Raw genomic sequence first — 17,057 nt, forward strand, 5'->3', positions numbered from 1 at the left:
GGTGGAAGTGTGCTTTCCCGTCTTGGACGAGAAATTGCGCCGCCGGGTTATCAGTGAAGGCTTGGAAAGCTATCTGGAGGACAACACTCAAGCGTGGGAGATGGATTCCGGAGGAACCTATCGTTTGCCCAAGCCTTCGCGCGCGCGCAAGGTATGCGCGCAAACCGCGCTCATCGCGCGCCTTGCCTCCGCCGGCAACGAAGATGAGAAGTCCGCCGGCGCGCGCCCTCCGAAATTAAAGCGCAAACAGGCCAAGTGAGCGAACCCGTCGCGCCGCCGCCAAGCACCCCGCGCGAACTGGAGATCAAACTCGCCGGGCCCCAGGATTTGCTTGAGCGCGTGCTTCGCTCGCCCTTACTCAGGAAGCGCACCCAAAGCAGGAGCACGACACGCTTGTTGCATAACGTGTACTTCGATACGCCGAACAGCGCGCTGCGCAGCCAAGGCATCGGATTGCGCTTGCGCAAGCAGGGGCGCAAGTGGATCCAAACCATCAAGCGCGAGCGCGCGGTAGGCGCCGGATTGCACGACCGCGGCGAATTCGAGAGCGCGGTGTCCCTACGCTTGCCGAGTTTCGCCGCCTTGGAGGGAAGCGGCTTCCAAGATACTTTCGCCTATTTGGAGTTGCGCGAACTTTTGCAGCCGGTGTTCACCACGGAGTTTCGCCGCTCCACTCGCACGGTGGGATGGGGGGAGGTTTTGATCGAGGTGGCCTTCGACCGGGGACATATCCTGGCTGGCGAAGTGGCGCCCCTCTGCGATCTGGAGCTGGAACTCAAGCACGGCGAACCTGGCGCGTTGTTCATGCTTGCCACCGAGCTGTGTTCGCGGTTTCCGCTGCGACTGGAGAATCGCAGCAAGGCTGAGCGCGGTTACGCTCTGATGAGTGGAGAGGCGGCGCAGCCTAGGCGCGCTCATCCCGCCAGCCTCGATCCTCGCATGAAGCCGTGCGAAGCGTTCTCCGCCATCGTGAACGAATGCCTGTGCCATCTTTAATCCAATGAGGACGGGCTGCTTGGCAGCGAAGACCCCGAATACGTGCACCAGGCGCGTGTGGCGTTGCGCCGGCTTCGCGCCGCATGGAGCGTGTTCCGAGTGCTGGTTCCCGAGCCCGGCATGGGGAGCCAGAAGGCCGAAATGCGCAAACTGGCGAGCATCCTCGGAGTCGCGCGCGATTGGGATGTGTTCCGTCTTGAAACATTGCCAGCGTTACCCGAGAGGCTTACCAGCGATGCGGGAACCAAGGCGCTCATCGCGGAATCCGATACGAAACGCAAGGAAGCCCGTGATTTGGCGCAACACTATGTCGCGGCTCCCGGCTATACCCTGGCGCTGCTGGACATTGCCCGCGCTTTTTACCGCCAGTCGTGGAGCGGCAACCCGGCCACCCTGGAGGCGCGATCCTTGCCCCTTACGGAATTCGCCAGCCGTGTCATGAGCAAACGCTGGCGCGCGGCTCTAAAGCGTGGCGCCGTGACAGGCACGGTGGAGCCCGCGAGCCTGCATCCGTTGCGCATCGAATTGAAGAAACTGCGCTATGGCGGGGAGTTCTTCGCCGCTTTGTTTCCCAGAAAAGCCACGAAGAAATTCCTGAAGTTGCTCTCGGATATACAAGACCATCTGGGCCGCATCAATGACGCCACGACGGTAGTGCGCGTTGCCAGCGCCTTGCGCGAGGATTGCCGCGAGCCCGATACGCGCGAAGCCCTGGGCGCCGTGCTCGGGTATTTCACGGCGCAGGCGCGGGCCGAGACGCTCCCCGCGCTCAAGGCGTGGAAGCGCATGAAGCAGGCCGAACCCTTTTGGGATATGGGGCCAAGGTAATGCATGCCGCGAGTAAAATCGCGCCGTCATGCATCGCCCGATGGAAAGATGGATTTGATTCTTTGGCGGCACGCCGAGGCCGAGGACGGTGTGCCCGATCTGGCGCGGCGCCTTACAGCCAAGGGTCACGGGCAGGCAGAGAAAATGGGCGCTTGGTTAAAGGAACGCTTGCCGGAGGATGTTTTGGTATTGTGCAGCCCCGCCGAGCGTTGCCAGCAAACGGCGAGCGCCCTTACCAAGGATTTCACCACGCTAAAGGAGCTGGCACCCGGGGCGAGCCACGAGATTCTCTTGAACGCGGCGCAATGGCCCCGGCGCAACGGCAGTGTTGTGCTGGTCAGTCACCAGCCCACCTTGGGCGAACTGGCAGCCTTTCTCCTCTGCGGCGAAGCAAGTGGTTGGAATGTGAAGAAGGGCGCCATTTACTGGCTGCGGCGGCGAGACAACGAGTCCCAGGCCTTTCTTAGAGCGGCGCTCTCACCCGAAATGGTGTAGGGGCCCCTCATTTCGTGGAGCGCATGAAAGGAGGGTCAGAAGAACCTGGCCGCCGCCGGTGGTATTTCTCTTGCGTTTGCATTCCGGCTCGCCTGCTTCCCAGGGCGTTTGCGTGGCTGGAACATCCATTCATTCTCCTTGGAAACCGGGTGTTCCGCCAAAACAGGTGTTTCCCAACAGCCTCTTGACCATCGACAAGTGCAATTTAGGATAAACAGGATGTCACCGCCTCTCCCGCGCGAACGCCCCCGGGCGGTCATCCTGTGCATGGCACTTACACTCGGCCCTTGGCAATTGGGGCATGCCATGGCGGAAGACTATGGCCGCAACGGTGGCGCCCAAGGTAGCAAGGTGGTCCGGGTTGGATGCAAGGCGCTCGCCGATTCGGCTGGCCGCGAAGTTTCCGCCAACAGCCACAATGGCTCCGCTGTGTCGCGCCCGGCCCATTGCCCGGATGCCAAGATCGCCGAAACCGAGCCAGCGCCCATGCCCAAAGTCGCGAAGCGCGTGACCCCGGACCCTTTGCCGGACTCCATCGACGTCGGAGGGATACCGGGTGGAGGCAGCCTGGGGAACCTGTCCCTAAAAGTGGAGCCCGCCGGCGTTGCGCTTGCTATTACTTCCGGCGGGGCGCTGTTCTGGATATTGAGGTCCGGATTGTGGGCGTAATTGATCGTGATGGGCTTGCCAGTCTGGCGCGATCTCGACCTACTTCCCATTGTCGCCCGCGGCCGTGATGAACCTGCCGGCTCGGACGAAGCACCTGACGCCGCCGGGGAGGATGTGTTCTCGCCAAAGGCGCTCGAATCCCCTCCGGAGAGAACGGATCGATGAAACGCATTCCTCCCATCGTGCAAATCACTTTGGCGCTACTGGCGATCAGTTGCTCGGTTCTTTTACTCGCGCAGATGACGACCCAGGTTTTTTCCACGAGTGAAACGCACGACTTCCAGCAACGCCAAACGTTTGCTCAGAGCCTGGCCGTGCAATCGGCGGTGTTGTTGCAGAAACGCGATCTCAAGACCTTGCAGTCGGCCTTCGATGCGGCGCGCAAGCATGACCCTGCCATACGCTCCATTGCGGTGCGCAAGGCGGACTGGTCGCTCCCGGTTCAGTCCGGAGATCATGCCAAGGCGTGGACCGAACCCACTGGCGCACACTCCACCCCCACCGAGATCATCGTCCCCTTGAATCAGGACAAGAAGCGCTGGGGAAGGTTTGAAATCGCCTATGCCGAGCCAGCCCAAAACGCAGTGACGCAAGTAATCCTGCATCCGCTCGCGATTGTCGTGATGCACTTCGTTGTGTTCGGATCGGTGTTCTACTGGTTGTATCTGCGGCGCGCGCTCTCCGTTTTGGATCCCTCCGCGGTCATTCCGGAGCGCGTGCGAGTCGCCTTCAATACGATGACGGAGGGCGTGGCCGTCTTGGACCGGCAAGGCCGCGTGCTGATGACCAATAACGCCTTCGATATGCTCCCCTCCACCGATACCGCTTCGATCATCGGTAAGAAACTCTCGGCTATCCCGTGGTTGGCGGGCGGGTTACCCGGAGACGCGGCGCAGCATCCTTGGGCATCGACCATGGAGAAGGGAGCCGCCACCACGGGACATCTGTTGGTGGTCAATACGACCCCCGGCCAGCCGAGGCAATTGATGGTCAATTGCTCTCCTGTGATGGATTCGGATGGCAAAGTGCGAGGCTGCGTGGTGACCTTCGACGATGTGTCCACCGTGCATCTCATCAACGAGCGCTTGACGCAAACCTTGCACGAACTAAATGTCTCGCGCCACGAAGTGGAGCGTAAGAATGCCGAGTTGGAGCACACCGCCACCCACGATTCGCTGAGCGGATGCCTTACACGGTTGGCCGGCATAACGCGCTTGGGAGCGGCCATGCAGCAAGCGAGCCTCGATGGCTAACCGCTAGCCGTATTCATGATGGATATCGACAACTTCAAAGCCGTGAACGATGGTTTCGGTCATGGCACCGGAGACCAGGTCGTGCAAGCCGTGGGTGCCGCGTTGCTATCCGCTCTTCGCGAGACGGACATTGTTTGGCGCCATGGGGGCGACGAATTCGTTGTCACCCTGCCTGCGTGCGAGGCGGAACAGGCCATGGCCATCGCGGAGGGCATACGCCAAGCTATCAAGGACCGCTGTGACGTTAGCATCGCGGAACTTGCGGGGTTTAGCGTCACCGTGAGCATCGGGCTCGCCGTCTATTCGCCTGAAACCGATCGCGATTTGAACGCCCTCATGCATCGAGCGGACGGCGCTTTGTATGACGCCAAAGCCGCGGGCCGCAATACCGTGGTGCTGGCACCCCTTGCGGGAAACCCGGTCGCGAACCGCAGTTCGGTCTATAATCCACTCATGCGAGCATCCTTTCTTCGTCTGCTTACGGCGGTACTGCTGGTCCATGCGCAGGCCGTGCTGGCGTTCGAGCCGTGCGGCATGGCTAGCGCGGCGCCGGCGAGTGCCTTCTCGGACATGCCCGAAGACTGCGGGATGCACGCCGTCTTGTGTCTCGCGCACTGCCAAATAGGTGACCAGAGTGGCGGGCAGCCCCTAGCCGCGGTATTGCCCGCTCTGGATACCGTGGTGCTATGGCTTCCTTACCGCCCCATTGACTTAGTCCCATCCGGGGCATGGCATGCACGCCGTGCGCAACGCTGCACCGGCCCTCCTACCCTCGACCTGCTGTGTAGTCTGAATCTGTAGCGCCTCCTCCGTGAGTTGACTCGGCGAATGCCGGGTCGCAAAGCCGTTTCAACGCTTGCATTCCGATCACGGAGTTTCCATGGTTTATCCAAACACATCGCGCACGCGCGCACTGGCCGCATGCCTGCTGGCCGCGTCCTCGTTCTCTCATGCCGTCCAACCTGAGTCTGCTCTGGGGTTCGAGGAGGCCTTGCGTCTGGCGCAAGAGCGTTCACGGCAATTGGCCGCTCAGGAAACGGCGAGCGCCGCGGCCCGCGAGATGGCGGTCGTGGCCGCGCAACGTCCCGATCCCACGTTGAAGGCCGGCATCAACAACCTGCCCATCGATGGACCGGACCGATTCAGCCTCTCCCGCGATTTCATGACCATGCGCTCCATCGGGCTGATGCAAGAACTGACCTGGGAAGACAAGCGCCGGTTGCGAGCGGCCCGCTTCGAGCGCGAGGCCGAATTGGCGCAAGCCGGCCGCGACCTTGCCTTAACCAAGCTTCAGCGCAACACGGCACTCGCCTGGCTGGAACGCTATTTCCTCGAACGCATGCGGAGTCTGTTGGCCGCACAACGCGGCGAGGCGCAACTACAGGTGGAAGCCGCGCAGGCGGCCTACCGGGGCGGGCGGGGCGCGCAAGCAGACATTTTCTTGGCGCGCTCGGCTGTCGCGCAGATGGATGACCGCATCGCGCAAGCCGAACGCCAAATAGAGGGCGCCACTATTGCGCTCGTGCGCTGGGTGGGAGAAGCGGGGCGGGCGGAACTGGGCGCGGCACCCCTCGTGGATAACGTGCGCTTGCATGCGCAAGCCCTCGATGCCCAATTGCTCGGTCATCCAGAGATTGCCTTGATGGCCAAGCAAGAGCAGGTCGCGCAGGCCGATGCCAGCATCGCGCAAGCTAACAAGCGCGCCGACTGGAGCGTGGAGTTCATGGCGAGCCAGCGCGGTTCGGCCTACTCCAACATGGTGTCGCTCAACTTTTCGGTGCCGCTGCAATGGCGCCGGGAACAGCGGCAGAACCGCGAAGTAGCGGCCAAACTCGCGACGGTGCAACAGATGCGCGCCGAGCGCGAAGAGACCACGCGCGACCACTTGGCCGAGATCCAGGCCATGTTGCTGGAGTGGCGCGGCAACCGAGAGCGTTTGGCGCGTTACAACAGCACACTGATCCCGTTGGCGGGCGAGCGCACGCAGGCGGCTATCGCCGCCTACCGGGGCGGCACGGGCACTCTCAAATCGGTGCTGGAAGGCCGCCGCGATGAATCTGACCTGCGCGCGGAGCGCCTGCGCTTGGAAATGGATATCGCACGGCTGTGGGCGCAACTCAATTTCCTGATTCCGGCGAACCACTCCTCGGCCCCACCGGCGCGAGCAGGGAAAACGCCATGAGACGTAATCTCACCGTGGCAATCGCAGTAGGCGTGTGCGTCCTCGCGGGTTACGGCCTGTATGCGTATCTGTCTAAGCAGCCTTCCACAGCGAACGACGTCCCCAAGCCTTCGAGTAGCGCACCATCCAGGGCAATCCCATCAAGCATCGCGGAAGGCGAAGCGGCAACGCGGAGGCACATCGCGAGCGGGCTCAAGGCTGGCGACACCGATCCGGACACAGGCCGAAAAATTCTCTACTACCACGACCCGATGGTGCCGGGGAATAAATTCGACAAGCCTGCCAAGTCCCCCTTCATGGACATGATGCTGGTTCCCGTCTACGGCGGGGGCGCCGGCGACGAAGGCCAGGTGAGTGTCAGCCCGCGCATTCAGCAAAATCTTGGCGTGCGCACCGCGGAAGTAACGCTGGCCGTGTTGTCTCCGCGGTTGTCCGCCGTGGGGAGCATCGCCTATAACGAACGCGACCATGCGGTCGTGCAGGCGCGTGCGACCGGATATGTGGAGCGGCTGCACGTACGCGCCACGCTGGACCGGGTGGCAAAAGGCCAGCCTTTGGCGGAACTCTATTGGCCGGAGTGGATTGCCGCGCAGGAGGAGTTCCTCTCCGTGCGGCGCATGCGAGGAAGCGGGCTGGAGATCATCGCCGATGCAGCCCGCCAGCGCATGCGCCAAGCCGGCATGAACGAGGAGCAAATCCGCCTCGTGGAAAGCACGGACAGGACGCAACCGCGCACGACACTCAAGGCGCCCATCGGCGGCGTCGTGACCGAGTTATCGGTGCGCGAAGGTGCCACCGTGATGTCCGGCGCCACGCTGTTTCGCATCAACTCGCTATCGACGGTATGGGCGAACGCCGAGGTGCCAGAGAGCCAAGCTGCGTTAATACGGCCTGGTGCCAAGGTGCGGGCCACGAGCCCGGCGGCACCCGGCACGACCTTCGAAGGCAAGGTGCAAGCGATACTGCCGGAAGTGAACGCGACGACGCGCACGCTGAAGGCGCGCGTGGAACTCGCGAACCGGGACTTGCGCTTGGCGCCCGGCATGTTCGTAACCATGCAGTTCACGGACATGCGCGCGAGCCAAGCCCTGGTGGTGCCGAGCGAAGCTCTCATTCAGACCGGCACGCGAACGGTCGTGCTGCTGGCGGAGGAAAACGGTAAGTTCCGTCCAGTGGAAGTTGAGGCCGGTATCGAGAGCGAGGGCAAAACCGAGATCAAACGCGGTCTTGATGCCGGGCAGCGCGTGGTCGTCTCCTCGCAATTTCTCATCGACTCGGAAGCGAGCCTCAAGGGTGTGGAAGCGCGCTTGAACGACGTGCCGCAAGCAGGCGAGGGCGCGAAATGATCGCCGCCCTCATTCGCTGGTCCATCGCGAACCGCTTTCTGGTTTTGATGGTCACGGCGGTAGTGAGCGCCTGGGGGGTGTTCGCGCTGCTCAAGACACCGCTAGATGCGCTGCCAGATCTGTCCGACGTGCAAGTCATCATCCGCACCACTTATCCGGGACAAGCGCCGCGCATCGTCGAGAACCAGATCACCTATCCGCTCACCACCACCATGCTCTCCGTGCCGGGTGCCAAGACCGTGCGCGGCTATTCCTTCTTCGGCGATTCCTTCGTCTACGTGTTGTTCGAGGATGGCACCGATTTGTACTGGGCGCGCTCGCGGGTGCTGGAGTATTTGAACCAGGTGCAAGCGCGCTTGCCAGCTTCGGCCAAGACCTCCATCGGACCGGATGCGACGGGCGTGGGTTGGATTTACCAATATGCCCTCGTGGATCGCGGCGGCACGCAAGACGCCTCGCAGCTGCGCGCCTTGCAGGATTGGTTTCTAAAGTACGAGCTGAAGAGCGTGGCGAACGTCGCCGAAGTGGCCAGTGTGGGCGGCATGGTGCGCCAATACCAGATCGTGCCCGACCCGGACAAGCTGGCGGCCTACGGCATCTCGCTCTCGAGAGTGGCGGCGGCCGTGCGCGGAGCCAACCAGGAAGCGGGCGGTTCGGTGATAGAACTGGGCGAAGCCGAATACATGGTGCGTGCTTCCGGTTACTTGCAATCCCTGGACGATTTTCGCAAGGTGCCTCTCAGCACCTCCGATGCTGGAGTCTCCGTGCGTCTGGGCGACGTGGCGCGCATACAACTGGGGCCGGAGATGCGGCGCGGCATCGGCGAACTCGACGGCGAAGGTGAGGCCACCGGCGGCATCATCGTGATGCGTTCGGGCAAGAACGCGCTCGAGACCATCGCGGCCGTCAAGGCCAAGCTGCGTTCGCTGCAAGGTAGCCTGCCAAAGGGAGTCGAGATCGTGCCGGTGTACGACCGTTCCGGATTGATCGAACGCGCCGTGAATAACCTCACCCATAAGCTGGTGGAGGAATTCATCGTGGTGGCGCTCGTGTGCTTCCTTTTCCTGTTTCATTTGCGTTCGGCGCTGGTGGCCATCGTCTCGCTGCCTTTGGGGGTGCTGGTTTCCTTCATCGTCATGTACTACCAGGGCGTGAACGCGAACATCATGTCCCTGGGCGGCATCGCCATCGCCATCGGCGCCATGGTCGATGCGGCGGTGGTCATGATCGAGAACGCTCACAAACACATAGAGCGCTGGACGCATGCACACCCCGGCGAGAAGCTCGCAGGCGAGGCACGCTGGCGCGTGGTGGGGGACGCGGCGGCGGAGGTGGGACCGGCGCTGTTCTTCTCGTTGCTGATCATCACGCTCTCCTTCATCCCGGTTTTCACCCTGGAAGCGCAAGAGGGGCGGCTGTTCTCGCCGCTGGCCTTCACCAAGACATACGCCATGGCGGCGTCCGCCGGCTTGGCCGTGACCTTGATCCCCGTGCTGATGGGTTACCTGATTCGCGGGCGCATTCCAGAGGAGAGGACTAACCCTCTGAGCCGGATTTTGATCGCCGTCTACCGGCCGGTGCTCGATGGTGTGTTGCGCATGCCGAAGCTCACGCTCGTCGTTTCGGCGCTCGTATTGGCGGCGAGTTTCTGGCCGTTGCAACACCTCGGCGGCGAGTTCATGCCCAGGCTCGACGAGGGCGATTTGCTCTACATGCCATCGGCGTTACCCGGCCTCTCGGCAGGCAAAGCGGCCTCGCTTTTGCAGCAGACCGACCGTTTGATCAAGACCATTCCAGAAGTCGAACGCGTGTTCGGCAAAGCCGGCCGCGCGGAAACCGCCACGGACCCGGCGCCGCTGGAGATGTTCGAAACCACCATCCAGTTCAAACCGCGCGACAAATGGCGGCAGGGTCTGACCATGGACCAACTGGTCGAGGAACTCGACCGCACCGTCCGCGTGCCGGGTCTTGCCAACATCTGGGTGCCGCCCATCCGAAACCGTATCGACATGCTGGCCACCGGTATCAAGAGTCCCGTCGGCGTGAAGGTGGCCGGCGCCGACTTGGCCGAGATCGACCGCGTTACGGGGGAGATCGAACGCGTGTTGAAGGACGTGCCGGGTGTGACCAGCGCGCTCGCCGAACGCTTGGCCGGCGGACGGTACGTGGACGTCACCATCCACCGCGACGCCGCCGCGCGTTTCGGCATGAACATCGCCGATGTTCAATCGGTGGTCGCCTCCGCCGTCGGCGGCGAGAATATCGGCGAGACAGTGGAGGGTTTGCAGCGCTTTCCCATCAACATCCGATACCCGAGAGAAATTCGCGATTCCGTGGAAAAGCTGCGCGTGCTCCCCATCGTCACCGAGCGCGGCGCCCGGCTGGTGTTGGGCGACGTGGCGGATATCCGCATCGCCGACGGCCCGCCCATGCTAAGGAGCGAGAATGCGCGCCTGTCGGGCTGGGTCTATGTGGACATCCGCGGGCGCGATCTGAGTTCAGCAGTCCGAGACATGCAAAAGGCCGTGAGCGAGCGCGTGAAACTCTCGGCTGGGTATTCCATCTCCTGGTCGGGCCAGTTCGAATTCCTGGAGCGCGCAACCGCGAAGCTAAAGATGGTGGTCCCCTTTACCTTGCTCATCATCTTCGTGCTGCTCTATCTCACCTTCAAACGCTTCGGCGAGGCCTTGCTCATCATGGGCGCCCTGCCCTTCGCCCTGGTGGGCGGTATCTGGCTGCTCTACCTGCTGGACTACAACTTGTCCGTGGCGGCAGCGGTGGGATTCATCGCACTCGCTGGTGTGTCGGCGGAATTTGGCGTGATCATGCTGCTGTACCTGCGTCACGCCTGGGATGCGCGCATTGCACAAGGCAAAACCCAAGCGGAGGATTTGCTGGAAGCTATCCGCGAAGGCGCGGTGTTGCGCGTGCGCCCCAAGGCCATGACCGTCGCCGTAATCCTCGGGGGCCTGTTCCCCATCATGTGGGGTGAAGGCACCGGCTCCGAGGTCATGCAACGCATCGCCGCGCCGATGGTGGGAGGAATGATCACCGCGCCGCTTCTATCCATGATCGTTCTGCCTGCGGCTTTCTTGCTGTTGTACAGGCATCGAAGAATCTAGATGTAGGGACAATTCTTGATCCGTGCATGAGTTCTTTTCCGCCTTGGTTTCTCACCTTGTGCTTAATCGCCCCTAAGAGGTAACAACGATCTCGCCATCCCCCGTGATCGAGCATACGGGCATGTGCGAGGTATTGCGCGCGTAGCCAGTCTCGCCGTTGCGGCCGGTGACAATCAATCCTCCGGTGCTGCCGGTTTTCTCGGCGAGGAGCGCGATGGCTTGCAGGGCGGCTGCCGGGGCGCCGAGGCCGCCTCGCAGCATGTCCACCGCCGCCTTGGCTAGCACGATTCTAATAACCGATTCGCCATGTCCGGTGCAGGAGACCGCGCCGTATTCGTTGGCGTATGTGCCGCAGCCGATTAACGGAGAATCGCCAACTCGTCCGGGCAATTTGCCTGCGATACCCCCCGTGGAAGTCGCGGCGGCGGTTCGGCCAGACTCATCGGTTGCAACACAACCCACCGTGCCGTGTTGGCTTGCGCGGCTCGCTTGCTCTCGCGGGACAACTAGCGAGTCGCGGTCGCGTTCCGGGAATCCGATTTGGCGGGCGAACTGCAGTGCCCCTTCGGCCACAATCAGCACGTGACGCCCATCTTCGAGCACGCGGCGCGCGAGCCTCACGGGATTCTTGATGCTTAGCACCGCCGCGACTGCTCCTGCCTTCAAAGTGCTGCCTTCCATGATGGCCGCATCCATCTCGGTGTAGCCGAGGCTATTGAGCACCGAACCCGTGCCGGCGTTAAACAGTGGATCGTCCTCCAGCGCCGCGACGGCGGCTTCCACTGCATCGAGCGCGGAGTCTCCCCGGCGAAGAATCTCCCAGCCCGCCAGCGCCGCGGCCTGGCATCCAGCGACGCGCTGCGGAAGGCTGCCATCTTTGATGGGACCCGCGCCGCCATGGACTATTATGGAAGGGCAGGTGCTTGTGCTCACACTGCGCTCGTTGAGTATCGCCTAGCGAGTGGTCAAATACCGGTACATGCCTTCGACGTTAAGGGCGCGCCAGTCGTTGTACGAGCCCCAGTTCTTGTACTCCTCCATCGTCACGGCTTGCTTGATTTCTTCGAGGGACTTGCCGGCCTGCATCTGCGCTCGAACGCGGTCGCGCAACGATTCGAGATAGATCCGGTGTTCGGCGACATCGGCCTTGCTGCCCAGCGTGCCGTGGCCTGGGGCAAGGATGCCGAACTCCAACGCTTCAACGGCCTTCAACGTATCGATCCAGCCATCGACGTTCGCATCGGGGAGGTCCCGGTATGGCAAGCGCTTGGGCGCGACGATGTCCACCGCGAAGAGCGTGCGTTCATCCGGGAACCGCATCACGATCAAGTTATCCGAATGGCTCGGGCCGAAATGGATCAATTCCACGGTCTTCCCGCCAAGGGTGATGGTCTTGCGGTTGGCGAAGGTTACCTGCGGAACAGCCGTTGGTACTTGCTCCGAAACGATGCGTGCTTGCGCTCGCTCATGCGCGACCACGGTCGCGGTATCGGAAAACACCTCGCCGCCCGCGACATGGTCGGCATGGCTGTGACTGTAGATCAGATAATTGACCGCCTTGCCGGGAAAGCGCCTGCCCAGCTCTTCCTTGAGCCACCGCGCGGCAGCGGCGTTGATCGGATCGGTGGCGATGATCCCTTCCCTAGTCACCAGAAACACCGAGAAGTGAAACTGATTTTGAAACCGGTATAGATCCCCAGCGATTTGGGTGACCGACCGCTGTGGATCTGACTGGGCCAGCGAGACTCCGCACGTGGCGGACAGCACCAACATGGCCCCCAAAAGGCTGCGTGAAATGATTCGTCTCATGCGCGTTCTCCTGTCTTGAAATACCTGAAAGCGTGCTTGCAAGTGTATCCCTCCCGGAGCCGGTTCGTATGCTGCCCTTCTGTTGGCCGCTGCCCGCTGCATTCGGCAAGTCCGCCGGTCCTAGGGATACTTCGCCACCTGAGCCCGAAGAAATACAGGGTTTTTGCGCCCAACCAAGTCCGGTCCTATTGCACCGTCGAGGCCGTGGTCCTGGATACGCGAACGGGCATCGTCCCGTTCACCGCCACGACGCGGAAATCGTTCGTGAGCGCCCAGGACAAGAACGACATGGAATTCTCCGAAACCATCCGAAAATCGGAAATAGAAGCCATCGGCGCGGCCCTGGTGGAAGCCGCCTGGCAGCTTGGCGAATTTATTGCTGGGCAAACCCTAGTCCAATACTGTTAATGAACCGGCTAATTTGGTCACTTGCCGCCTAGCCCGCAGGCTGTGCAGTATTTGCCTTGCACGGGAGTGGGTTCGTGGCAGTGGCTACAATGGCGGTACTGCCCCGTGCCACAAACGTGGCAGTGGCGGCTACCAGTCGCAAGGTGCTGGCCGCAGTGGTGGCAAAGGCCTTTCGCCATGCGCCGCCGCATCAGCTTCTCCCGGGAGAACAGTTTCTTCTGGAATAGGTAAATCAAGGCTAATGCGATGAGTATGGCCACGCCGATCAGCAGGTAATGCCAGAGGGCGACCAGCTTCAGCGACTTAAGAAGATCGATGACCTGCTTGAGAAGATTGCGGTGAATGATGTCGTAGATCAGTTCCAGCACCTTGAAGAACACCGGAATCGTCACGACCACGAGAAGATGCGAGGAAATCAGCGTCTGGAAGGGGCGGCGGGCGGCGATGCTCCTTGAGTTCCAGAAATAGAAGACCGCGAGGAGCGGTACCAGGAACAGCATTTCCATCCCCAGGCGCTTGACTGGGTACCAAAAATTCAAAGTGCGCAGTTCGTCACGTAGGGTTTTCCTCCCGGCGCCGGATACGCCCACCGCAAGCCCAAGCATCTCTTGGATGCGGCGGTCCTCTCGGAGTGTCCCTTCGATGAGGGTATGCTTCCCGGCCAGAACGTTCAAGGCTGCGGTTTTCTCCGTCACTTCCTTTCTGATGGAGTCCGCGTTCTCCCCGCCCCGCCCCTGCCCGGCGATGCCTTCCAGCAGGGAGGTGTCGTAGGCGCCCTTCATGCGGTCGAGTTCGGCTCGCAGTTCGCGCATTTCCCTAGAAATCTTGCGGGTATCGATTAAATTTTGGGACAGCCTCTCGTCGTCGCGGATGGCCTTGTAAGCGCGCGTGACTGGGATGCACAGGGCGTGCTGGGGTTTGTTCTCGTCACTATCTTCCGGCCTCGTGTAACTTTCATGATGCCTGGCAACGACCGACGCCAGATTGTCCAAGCTATTCGTCTTGTTCCAGTCTCCGCTGACGACTATCTCCCGGCACAGCGGCGGAATGTACTGCTCGGGCGTGGTCAATTGCCCGGTGTGATCCGACAGGCCATCGAAGATGGAAAAAAGGATGAAGCATTCCAGAAATAGAATAACGACCAAGGCCGCGATTCTCAGAGGCTCGTTATCCAGCCGGGTCAAGCGGTGCTGAAACTTGCGCGCGTGATGGCCACCGGGACCATCGCCAAATACGTGCGTGCTTCCCCCGACGGGAAGTGGCTCGCCGTTTCTCACTGGGGCGACAATACGGTGGGGCTGTTCGATATTTCCGGCGATGACCCCGCGTCATTTCAGGAAGCCGAGTTACTCGTCGTTCAGAAACGCGTGCAGCCCGCGCAGATGACGGGCGACCGCGACCGCAACTGCGGGTTCTGTGTGCGCGTCCTCGCCTTTACCAGCGACAGCCGCTACCTCTTGGTGGGACGCATGCGCGGCGGAGGTATCGCCGTGTTCGATATGAGCACGCGCCCGCGGCGCTACCTGGGAACGATCGACGGCCTTGCCCCCGGCCCGCGAGATCTGCATATCGATGCCAAGGGCGAAAATCTCTACATCAGTTGCAATGCCACGGGCTTCGTGTGGAAAGTTCCGGTGGCGAATCTAATCGAAATCGTATCGAGTGCCAAGGGCCAGCGGGTCAAGACCGATGCACAGGCGATGGGCGCGATCTCGGGTTTTGCAGGCCTTGGCGTGCGCTCGATCAAGATCGCGCCCAACGACGACTACGTGTTCGCCGCCGTCAATCTAACGAGCGAGATCGTCGTTTTGCGCACCAGCGACATGAGCATCGTATCGCGCATCACGGTGGATTCCTACCCCGTGGGTCTTGGCCTGAGCCCTGACGGTTCCCAATTGTGGGTCACCGCGCAAGGGCGCAAATCCCTCGGCGGTAACTCGGTGGGTACTTTCCAGGTGCGCTATAAGAAAGACGAAGTGATCTTGAAGACCAAGGATGCGGCGGCGGCCTTGACGGAATGAGCCGTATCAACGGCTATTGGCGCGAAACTCATCGAAGTAGCGCTGCATTTGAGGCCGGCGCGATCTCATATCCGCCTCGATGGCGCGGGTCGTGTCTTCCATATGGCGGAATACCGATCCGAGTAGAGGAATCGCCAGCATCTTCCAATAGTGCAGCCCTGGGCAATAGCGGCTATCGGGGCTGCACGCAATGAACTGCCACGCGTTCTTATACCGGCTGGCGAACTCGGTATCCTCCGCGGGGATGCGGCGCAGGGCCTGCTTTTGCAGCGCATGCAGTTCATCCTGGGTTTCCTTCACTTCGTAGTCGAAGCGATCGGTGAAGGTGTAGTAGAAGAGCACCATCTCGCCCAAGTACCATTCCATGAGCAATCGCTGCTTTTCCCCGCCTTCCGTTTCGAAGTGGGAGGCGATCACGTCGGCCTGCTCGCCGCTAAACTCCTTGGTGGTGTACTCGGTCCAGGTCTTCTTGAGCCAAGCGTCCGCGAGAAACTGTCTGGCCAGCAACATGTCTCCTCCGCGGATCAATTCGGCCTTCGCCGCTTTCCACTCAGGCCGGTCTTCCCACCACTTCGGGCCAAGGTTTTCTTCCTTGCCCCATTGCACCAGTAGCTTGTGAGCGGCGCGGACAGCTTGTTGTTTGATCATCAAATGGCCGCCATTCAGGATGAGCGTGTGGTCGTGGCTATTGACCACGCGCTCCACGGCCTCGCGCGCGTTGCGCTGTTGTTCTTCTTCGTCGGTTTCGGCGACAACCGAGGAAACCAACGCCAGACCAAGGATTACCGCCCCCGGCAGGCGAGAGATAAGTACATTCATTCTAGGTAATTCTCCTTGACGCGCCCACCATGGGCGCGGCGCGTCTCGGATAATACCGTAGACAAGTATCCGAGAAAGCTCTCCGGAGATACCTGTTGGCTTAGATTGAATCGCCGCTCAATCTGCTTGAGTTCATAGGCTGTTATTGAGCCCCCCGCTCACACCGGCCGCCGCGACCTATATTTCGATCATAGGCTAATCGAATCGGTAGATGTATCCAGCCGTTGGTATTGGCCAAGATACTGGAGGCAGTGCCCATGGAAGCGTTGCGTAAGATCATAACTGCATCGGAGGATTCCATCGTTGTCGAATTACCTCCCGCATTTCGTCATCGTAAGTTGGAGGTTCTCGTGATGACCATCGAGGATCTGCTTGCCGGGCCAAAACCAACGAATTGGCCGAAGGACTTTTTCACCGATGTCGCGGGCGGTTGAGCTGGAGAGCCATTACTGCGTGAACCACAAGGTGACGCGGAGGCACGCAGGACACTTGACTAATGTGGTTGCCCGACACCAATGCGTGGATAGCGCTACTCAATGCCAGGCCTTCTTCCGTAAAAGAGCAGTTCGAGAAACGCAACCCATCAGACATCTACCTTTGCGAGATCGTTCTCTCGGAACTTTATTGCGGGGCGTACCGAAGCGCACGCCAGGAGGCGAACTTAGCGCTCTTGGCACGTATCGATTCGACGTTCGCGTCCGTCCCTTTTGATGATCAGGCGGCCAAGATATGCGGGGAAACTCGCGCTGCGTTGATGACCAAAGGGACTCCTATCGGTCCCTACGACTTGCAGATAGCCTCGATAGCCTTGTCCAGAAATTTCATCGTAATGACCCACAACATCGCCGAATTTAGTCGTGTCGCTGGACTTCGGTTGGAAGACTGGGAAATGTGAGCAAGTCGTTGCGATCATCCACGTAGATTGCCATGCTTCTTAAAAATACATGCTCGCCAACTCGCTTAAGGGCACCTCTAATAATTCAGCATTCTAGAGTAGTGTGTATGGAATCGATGTGATAAAAAGCCTCGAAGCGCAAAGTGATCCCGAGGCCGATGAAGAAAGACAAACGCAGGAAGCAACCCAAACCCAAGCAGCCTGGATTCTTCGA

17 protein-coding genes are annotated in these 17,057 nt (G+C 60.9%); 13 read left to right on the forward strand and 4 right to left on the reverse strand.

All coding sequences use genetic code 11. From position 1 onward, the window contains the following. From EXR36_11820 to EXR36_11865, 10 genes are all read left to right on the forward strand, one after another. Positions 1-259, forward strand: a 259-nt coding sequence (locus EXR36_11820; GenBank protein ID MSQ60296.1) for a hypothetical protein, incomplete at its 5' end; no start/stop codon positions are given. After that, positions 235-996 carry a CYTH domain-containing protein gene (locus tag EXR36_11825; GenBank protein MSQ60297.1) on the forward strand — a complete coding sequence of 254 codons (762 nt, stop codon included), beginning with the start codon at positions 235-237 and terminating at the stop codon, positions 994-996. The genes EXR36_11820 and EXR36_11825, both read left to right, overlap by 25 nt. Positions 997-1,011: 15 nt before the next feature. After that, positions 1,012-1,824 carry a CHAD domain-containing protein gene (locus EXR36_11830; protein MSQ60298.1) on the forward strand — a complete coding sequence of 271 codons (813 nt, stop codon included), beginning with the start codon at positions 1,012-1,014 and terminating at the stop codon, positions 1,822-1,824. A 48-nt stretch (positions 1,825-1,872) separates the two neighbouring features. After that, positions 1,873-2,319 carry a histidine phosphatase family protein gene (locus EXR36_11835; protein ID MSQ60299.1) on the forward strand — a complete coding sequence of 149 codons (447 nt, stop codon included), beginning with the start codon at positions 1,873-1,875 and terminating at the stop codon, positions 2,317-2,319. 219 nt (positions 2,320-2,538) lie between these two features. Further along, the gene (locus EXR36_11840) at positions 2,539-2,988 is read left to right on the forward strand and encodes a hypothetical protein (GenBank protein MSQ60300.1); all 450 of its coding nucleotides are present in this window, start codon (positions 2,539-2,541) and stop codon (positions 2,986-2,988) included. Between the two features lie 161 nt (positions 2,989-3,149). Beyond that, positions 3,150-4,241 carry a hypothetical protein gene (locus tag EXR36_11845; protein MSQ60301.1) on the forward strand — a complete coding sequence of 364 codons (1,092 nt, stop codon included), beginning with the start codon at positions 3,150-3,152 and terminating at the stop codon, positions 4,239-4,241. Positions 4,242-4,256: 15 nt separating this feature from the next. Continuing rightward, complete coding sequence (locus EXR36_11850; GenBank protein ID MSQ60302.1) at positions 4,257-5,042, forward strand: GGDEF domain-containing protein; 786 nt, start codon at positions 4,257-4,259, stop codon at positions 5,040-5,042. A 79-nt stretch (positions 5,043-5,121) separates the two neighbouring features. Then, positions 5,122-6,423, forward strand: coding sequence for a TolC family protein (locus EXR36_11855; protein MSQ60303.1), 1,302 nt, complete (start codon positions 5,122-5,124; stop codon positions 6,421-6,423). Then, entirely contained in the window at positions 6,420-7,769 is a 1,350-nt protein-coding gene (locus EXR36_11860; GenBank protein ID MSQ60304.1) for an efflux RND transporter periplasmic adaptor subunit, read from the forward strand. Before EXR36_11855 ends, EXR36_11860 begins: the two co-directional genes overlap by 4 nt. Next, positions 7,766-10,891 (forward strand): efflux RND transporter permease subunit, encoded by a 3,126-nt coding sequence (locus EXR36_11865; protein MSQ60305.1) that lies wholly within the window; start codon positions 7,766-7,768, stop codon positions 10,889-10,891. The genes EXR36_11860 and EXR36_11865 overlap by 4 nt, the downstream gene beginning before the upstream one ends. Before the next feature lie 72 nt (positions 10,892-10,963). Here the strand turns inward: EXR36_11865 and EXR36_11870 are convergent, their stop codons facing one another. The 3 genes from EXR36_11870 to EXR36_11880 form a co-directional block, all read right to left on the reverse strand. Then, complete coding sequence (locus EXR36_11870; protein ID MSQ60306.1) at positions 10,964-11,824, reverse strand: peptidase T; 861 nt, start codon at positions 11,822-11,824, stop codon at positions 10,964-10,966. Positions 11,825-11,845: 21 nt separating this feature from the next. Further along, positions 11,846-12,802, reverse strand: coding sequence for an MBL fold metallo-hydrolase (locus tag EXR36_11875; GenBank protein ID MSQ60307.1), 957 nt, complete (start codon positions 12,800-12,802; stop codon positions 11,846-11,848). A gap of 323 nt (positions 12,803-13,125) precedes the next feature. Then, entirely contained in the window at positions 13,126-14,292 is a 1,167-nt protein-coding gene (locus EXR36_11880) for a zinc ribbon domain-containing protein (protein MSQ60308.1), read from the reverse strand. Between the two features lie 3 nt (positions 14,293-14,295). Between EXR36_11880 and EXR36_11885 the strand changes: the two genes are divergently transcribed. Continuing rightward, positions 14,296-15,129 carry a hypothetical protein gene (locus EXR36_11885; protein MSQ60309.1) on the forward strand — a complete coding sequence of 278 codons (834 nt, stop codon included), beginning with the start codon at positions 14,296-14,298 and terminating at the stop codon, positions 15,127-15,129. 6 nt (positions 15,130-15,135) lie between these two features. Here EXR36_11885 and EXR36_11890 read toward each other — a convergent pair whose 3' ends face one another. Further along, positions 15,136-15,948, reverse strand: coding sequence for a hypothetical protein (locus EXR36_11890; GenBank protein MSQ60310.1), 813 nt, complete (start codon positions 15,946-15,948; stop codon positions 15,136-15,138). Between the two features lie 230 nt (positions 15,949-16,178). On the opposite strand from EXR36_11890, the gene EXR36_11895 reads away from it, so the two are divergent. Next, complete coding sequence (locus EXR36_11895; GenBank protein ID MSQ60311.1) at positions 16,179-16,382, forward strand: hypothetical protein; 204 nt, start codon at positions 16,179-16,181, stop codon at positions 16,380-16,382. A gap of 62 nt (positions 16,383-16,444) precedes the next feature. Further along, a complete protein-coding gene (locus EXR36_11900; GenBank protein ID MSQ60312.1) occupies positions 16,445-16,843 on the forward strand; it encodes a type II toxin-antitoxin system VapC family toxin in 399 nt (132 codons plus the stop codon). Positions 16,844-17,057 lie beyond the last annotated feature (214 nt).

It is taken from the genome of Betaproteobacteria bacterium (assembly GCA_009693245.1).
Classification (GTDB): domain Bacteria; phylum Pseudomonadota; class Gammaproteobacteria; order Burkholderiales; family SHXO01; genus SHXO01.

What these genes read in the sequence shown, in the direction of transcription:
- EXR36_11850 (MSQ60302.1), top strand. Translation starts at nt 4,257, where the DNA reads ATGATGGATATCGACAACTTCAAAGCCGTGAACGATGGTTTCGGTCAT.
- EXR36_11840 (MSQ60300.1), top strand. Translation starts at nt 2,539, where the DNA reads ATGTCACCGCCTCTCCCGCGCGAACGCCCCCGGGCGGTCATCCTGTGC.
- EXR36_11845 (MSQ60301.1), top strand. Translation starts at nt 3,150, where the DNA reads ATGAAACGCATTCCTCCCATCGTGCAAATCACTTTGGCGCTACTGGCG.
- EXR36_11875 (MSQ60307.1), bottom strand. Translation starts at nt 12,802, where the DNA reads ATGCAGCGGGCAGCGGCCAACAGAAGGGCAGCATACGAACCGGCTCCG.
- EXR36_11865 (MSQ60305.1), top strand. Translation starts at nt 7,766, where the DNA reads ATGATCGCCGCCCTCATTCGCTGGTCCATCGCGAACCGCTTTCTGGTT.
- EXR36_11835 (MSQ60299.1), top strand. Translation starts at nt 1,873, where the DNA reads ATGGATTTGATTCTTTGGCGGCACGCCGAGGCCGAGGACGGTGTGCCC.
- EXR36_11890 (MSQ60310.1), bottom strand. Translation starts at nt 15,948, where the DNA reads ATGAATGTACTTATCTCTCGCCTGCCGGGGGCGGTAATCCTTGGTCTG.
- EXR36_11860 (MSQ60304.1), top strand. Translation starts at nt 6,420, where the DNA reads ATGAGACGTAATCTCACCGTGGCAATCGCAGTAGGCGTGTGCGTCCTC.
- EXR36_11900 (MSQ60312.1), top strand. Translation starts at nt 16,445, where the DNA reads ATGTGGTTGCCCGACACCAATGCGTGGATAGCGCTACTCAATGCCAGG.
- EXR36_11855 (MSQ60303.1), top strand. Translation starts at nt 5,122, where the DNA reads ATGGTTTATCCAAACACATCGCGCACGCGCGCACTGGCCGCATGCCTG.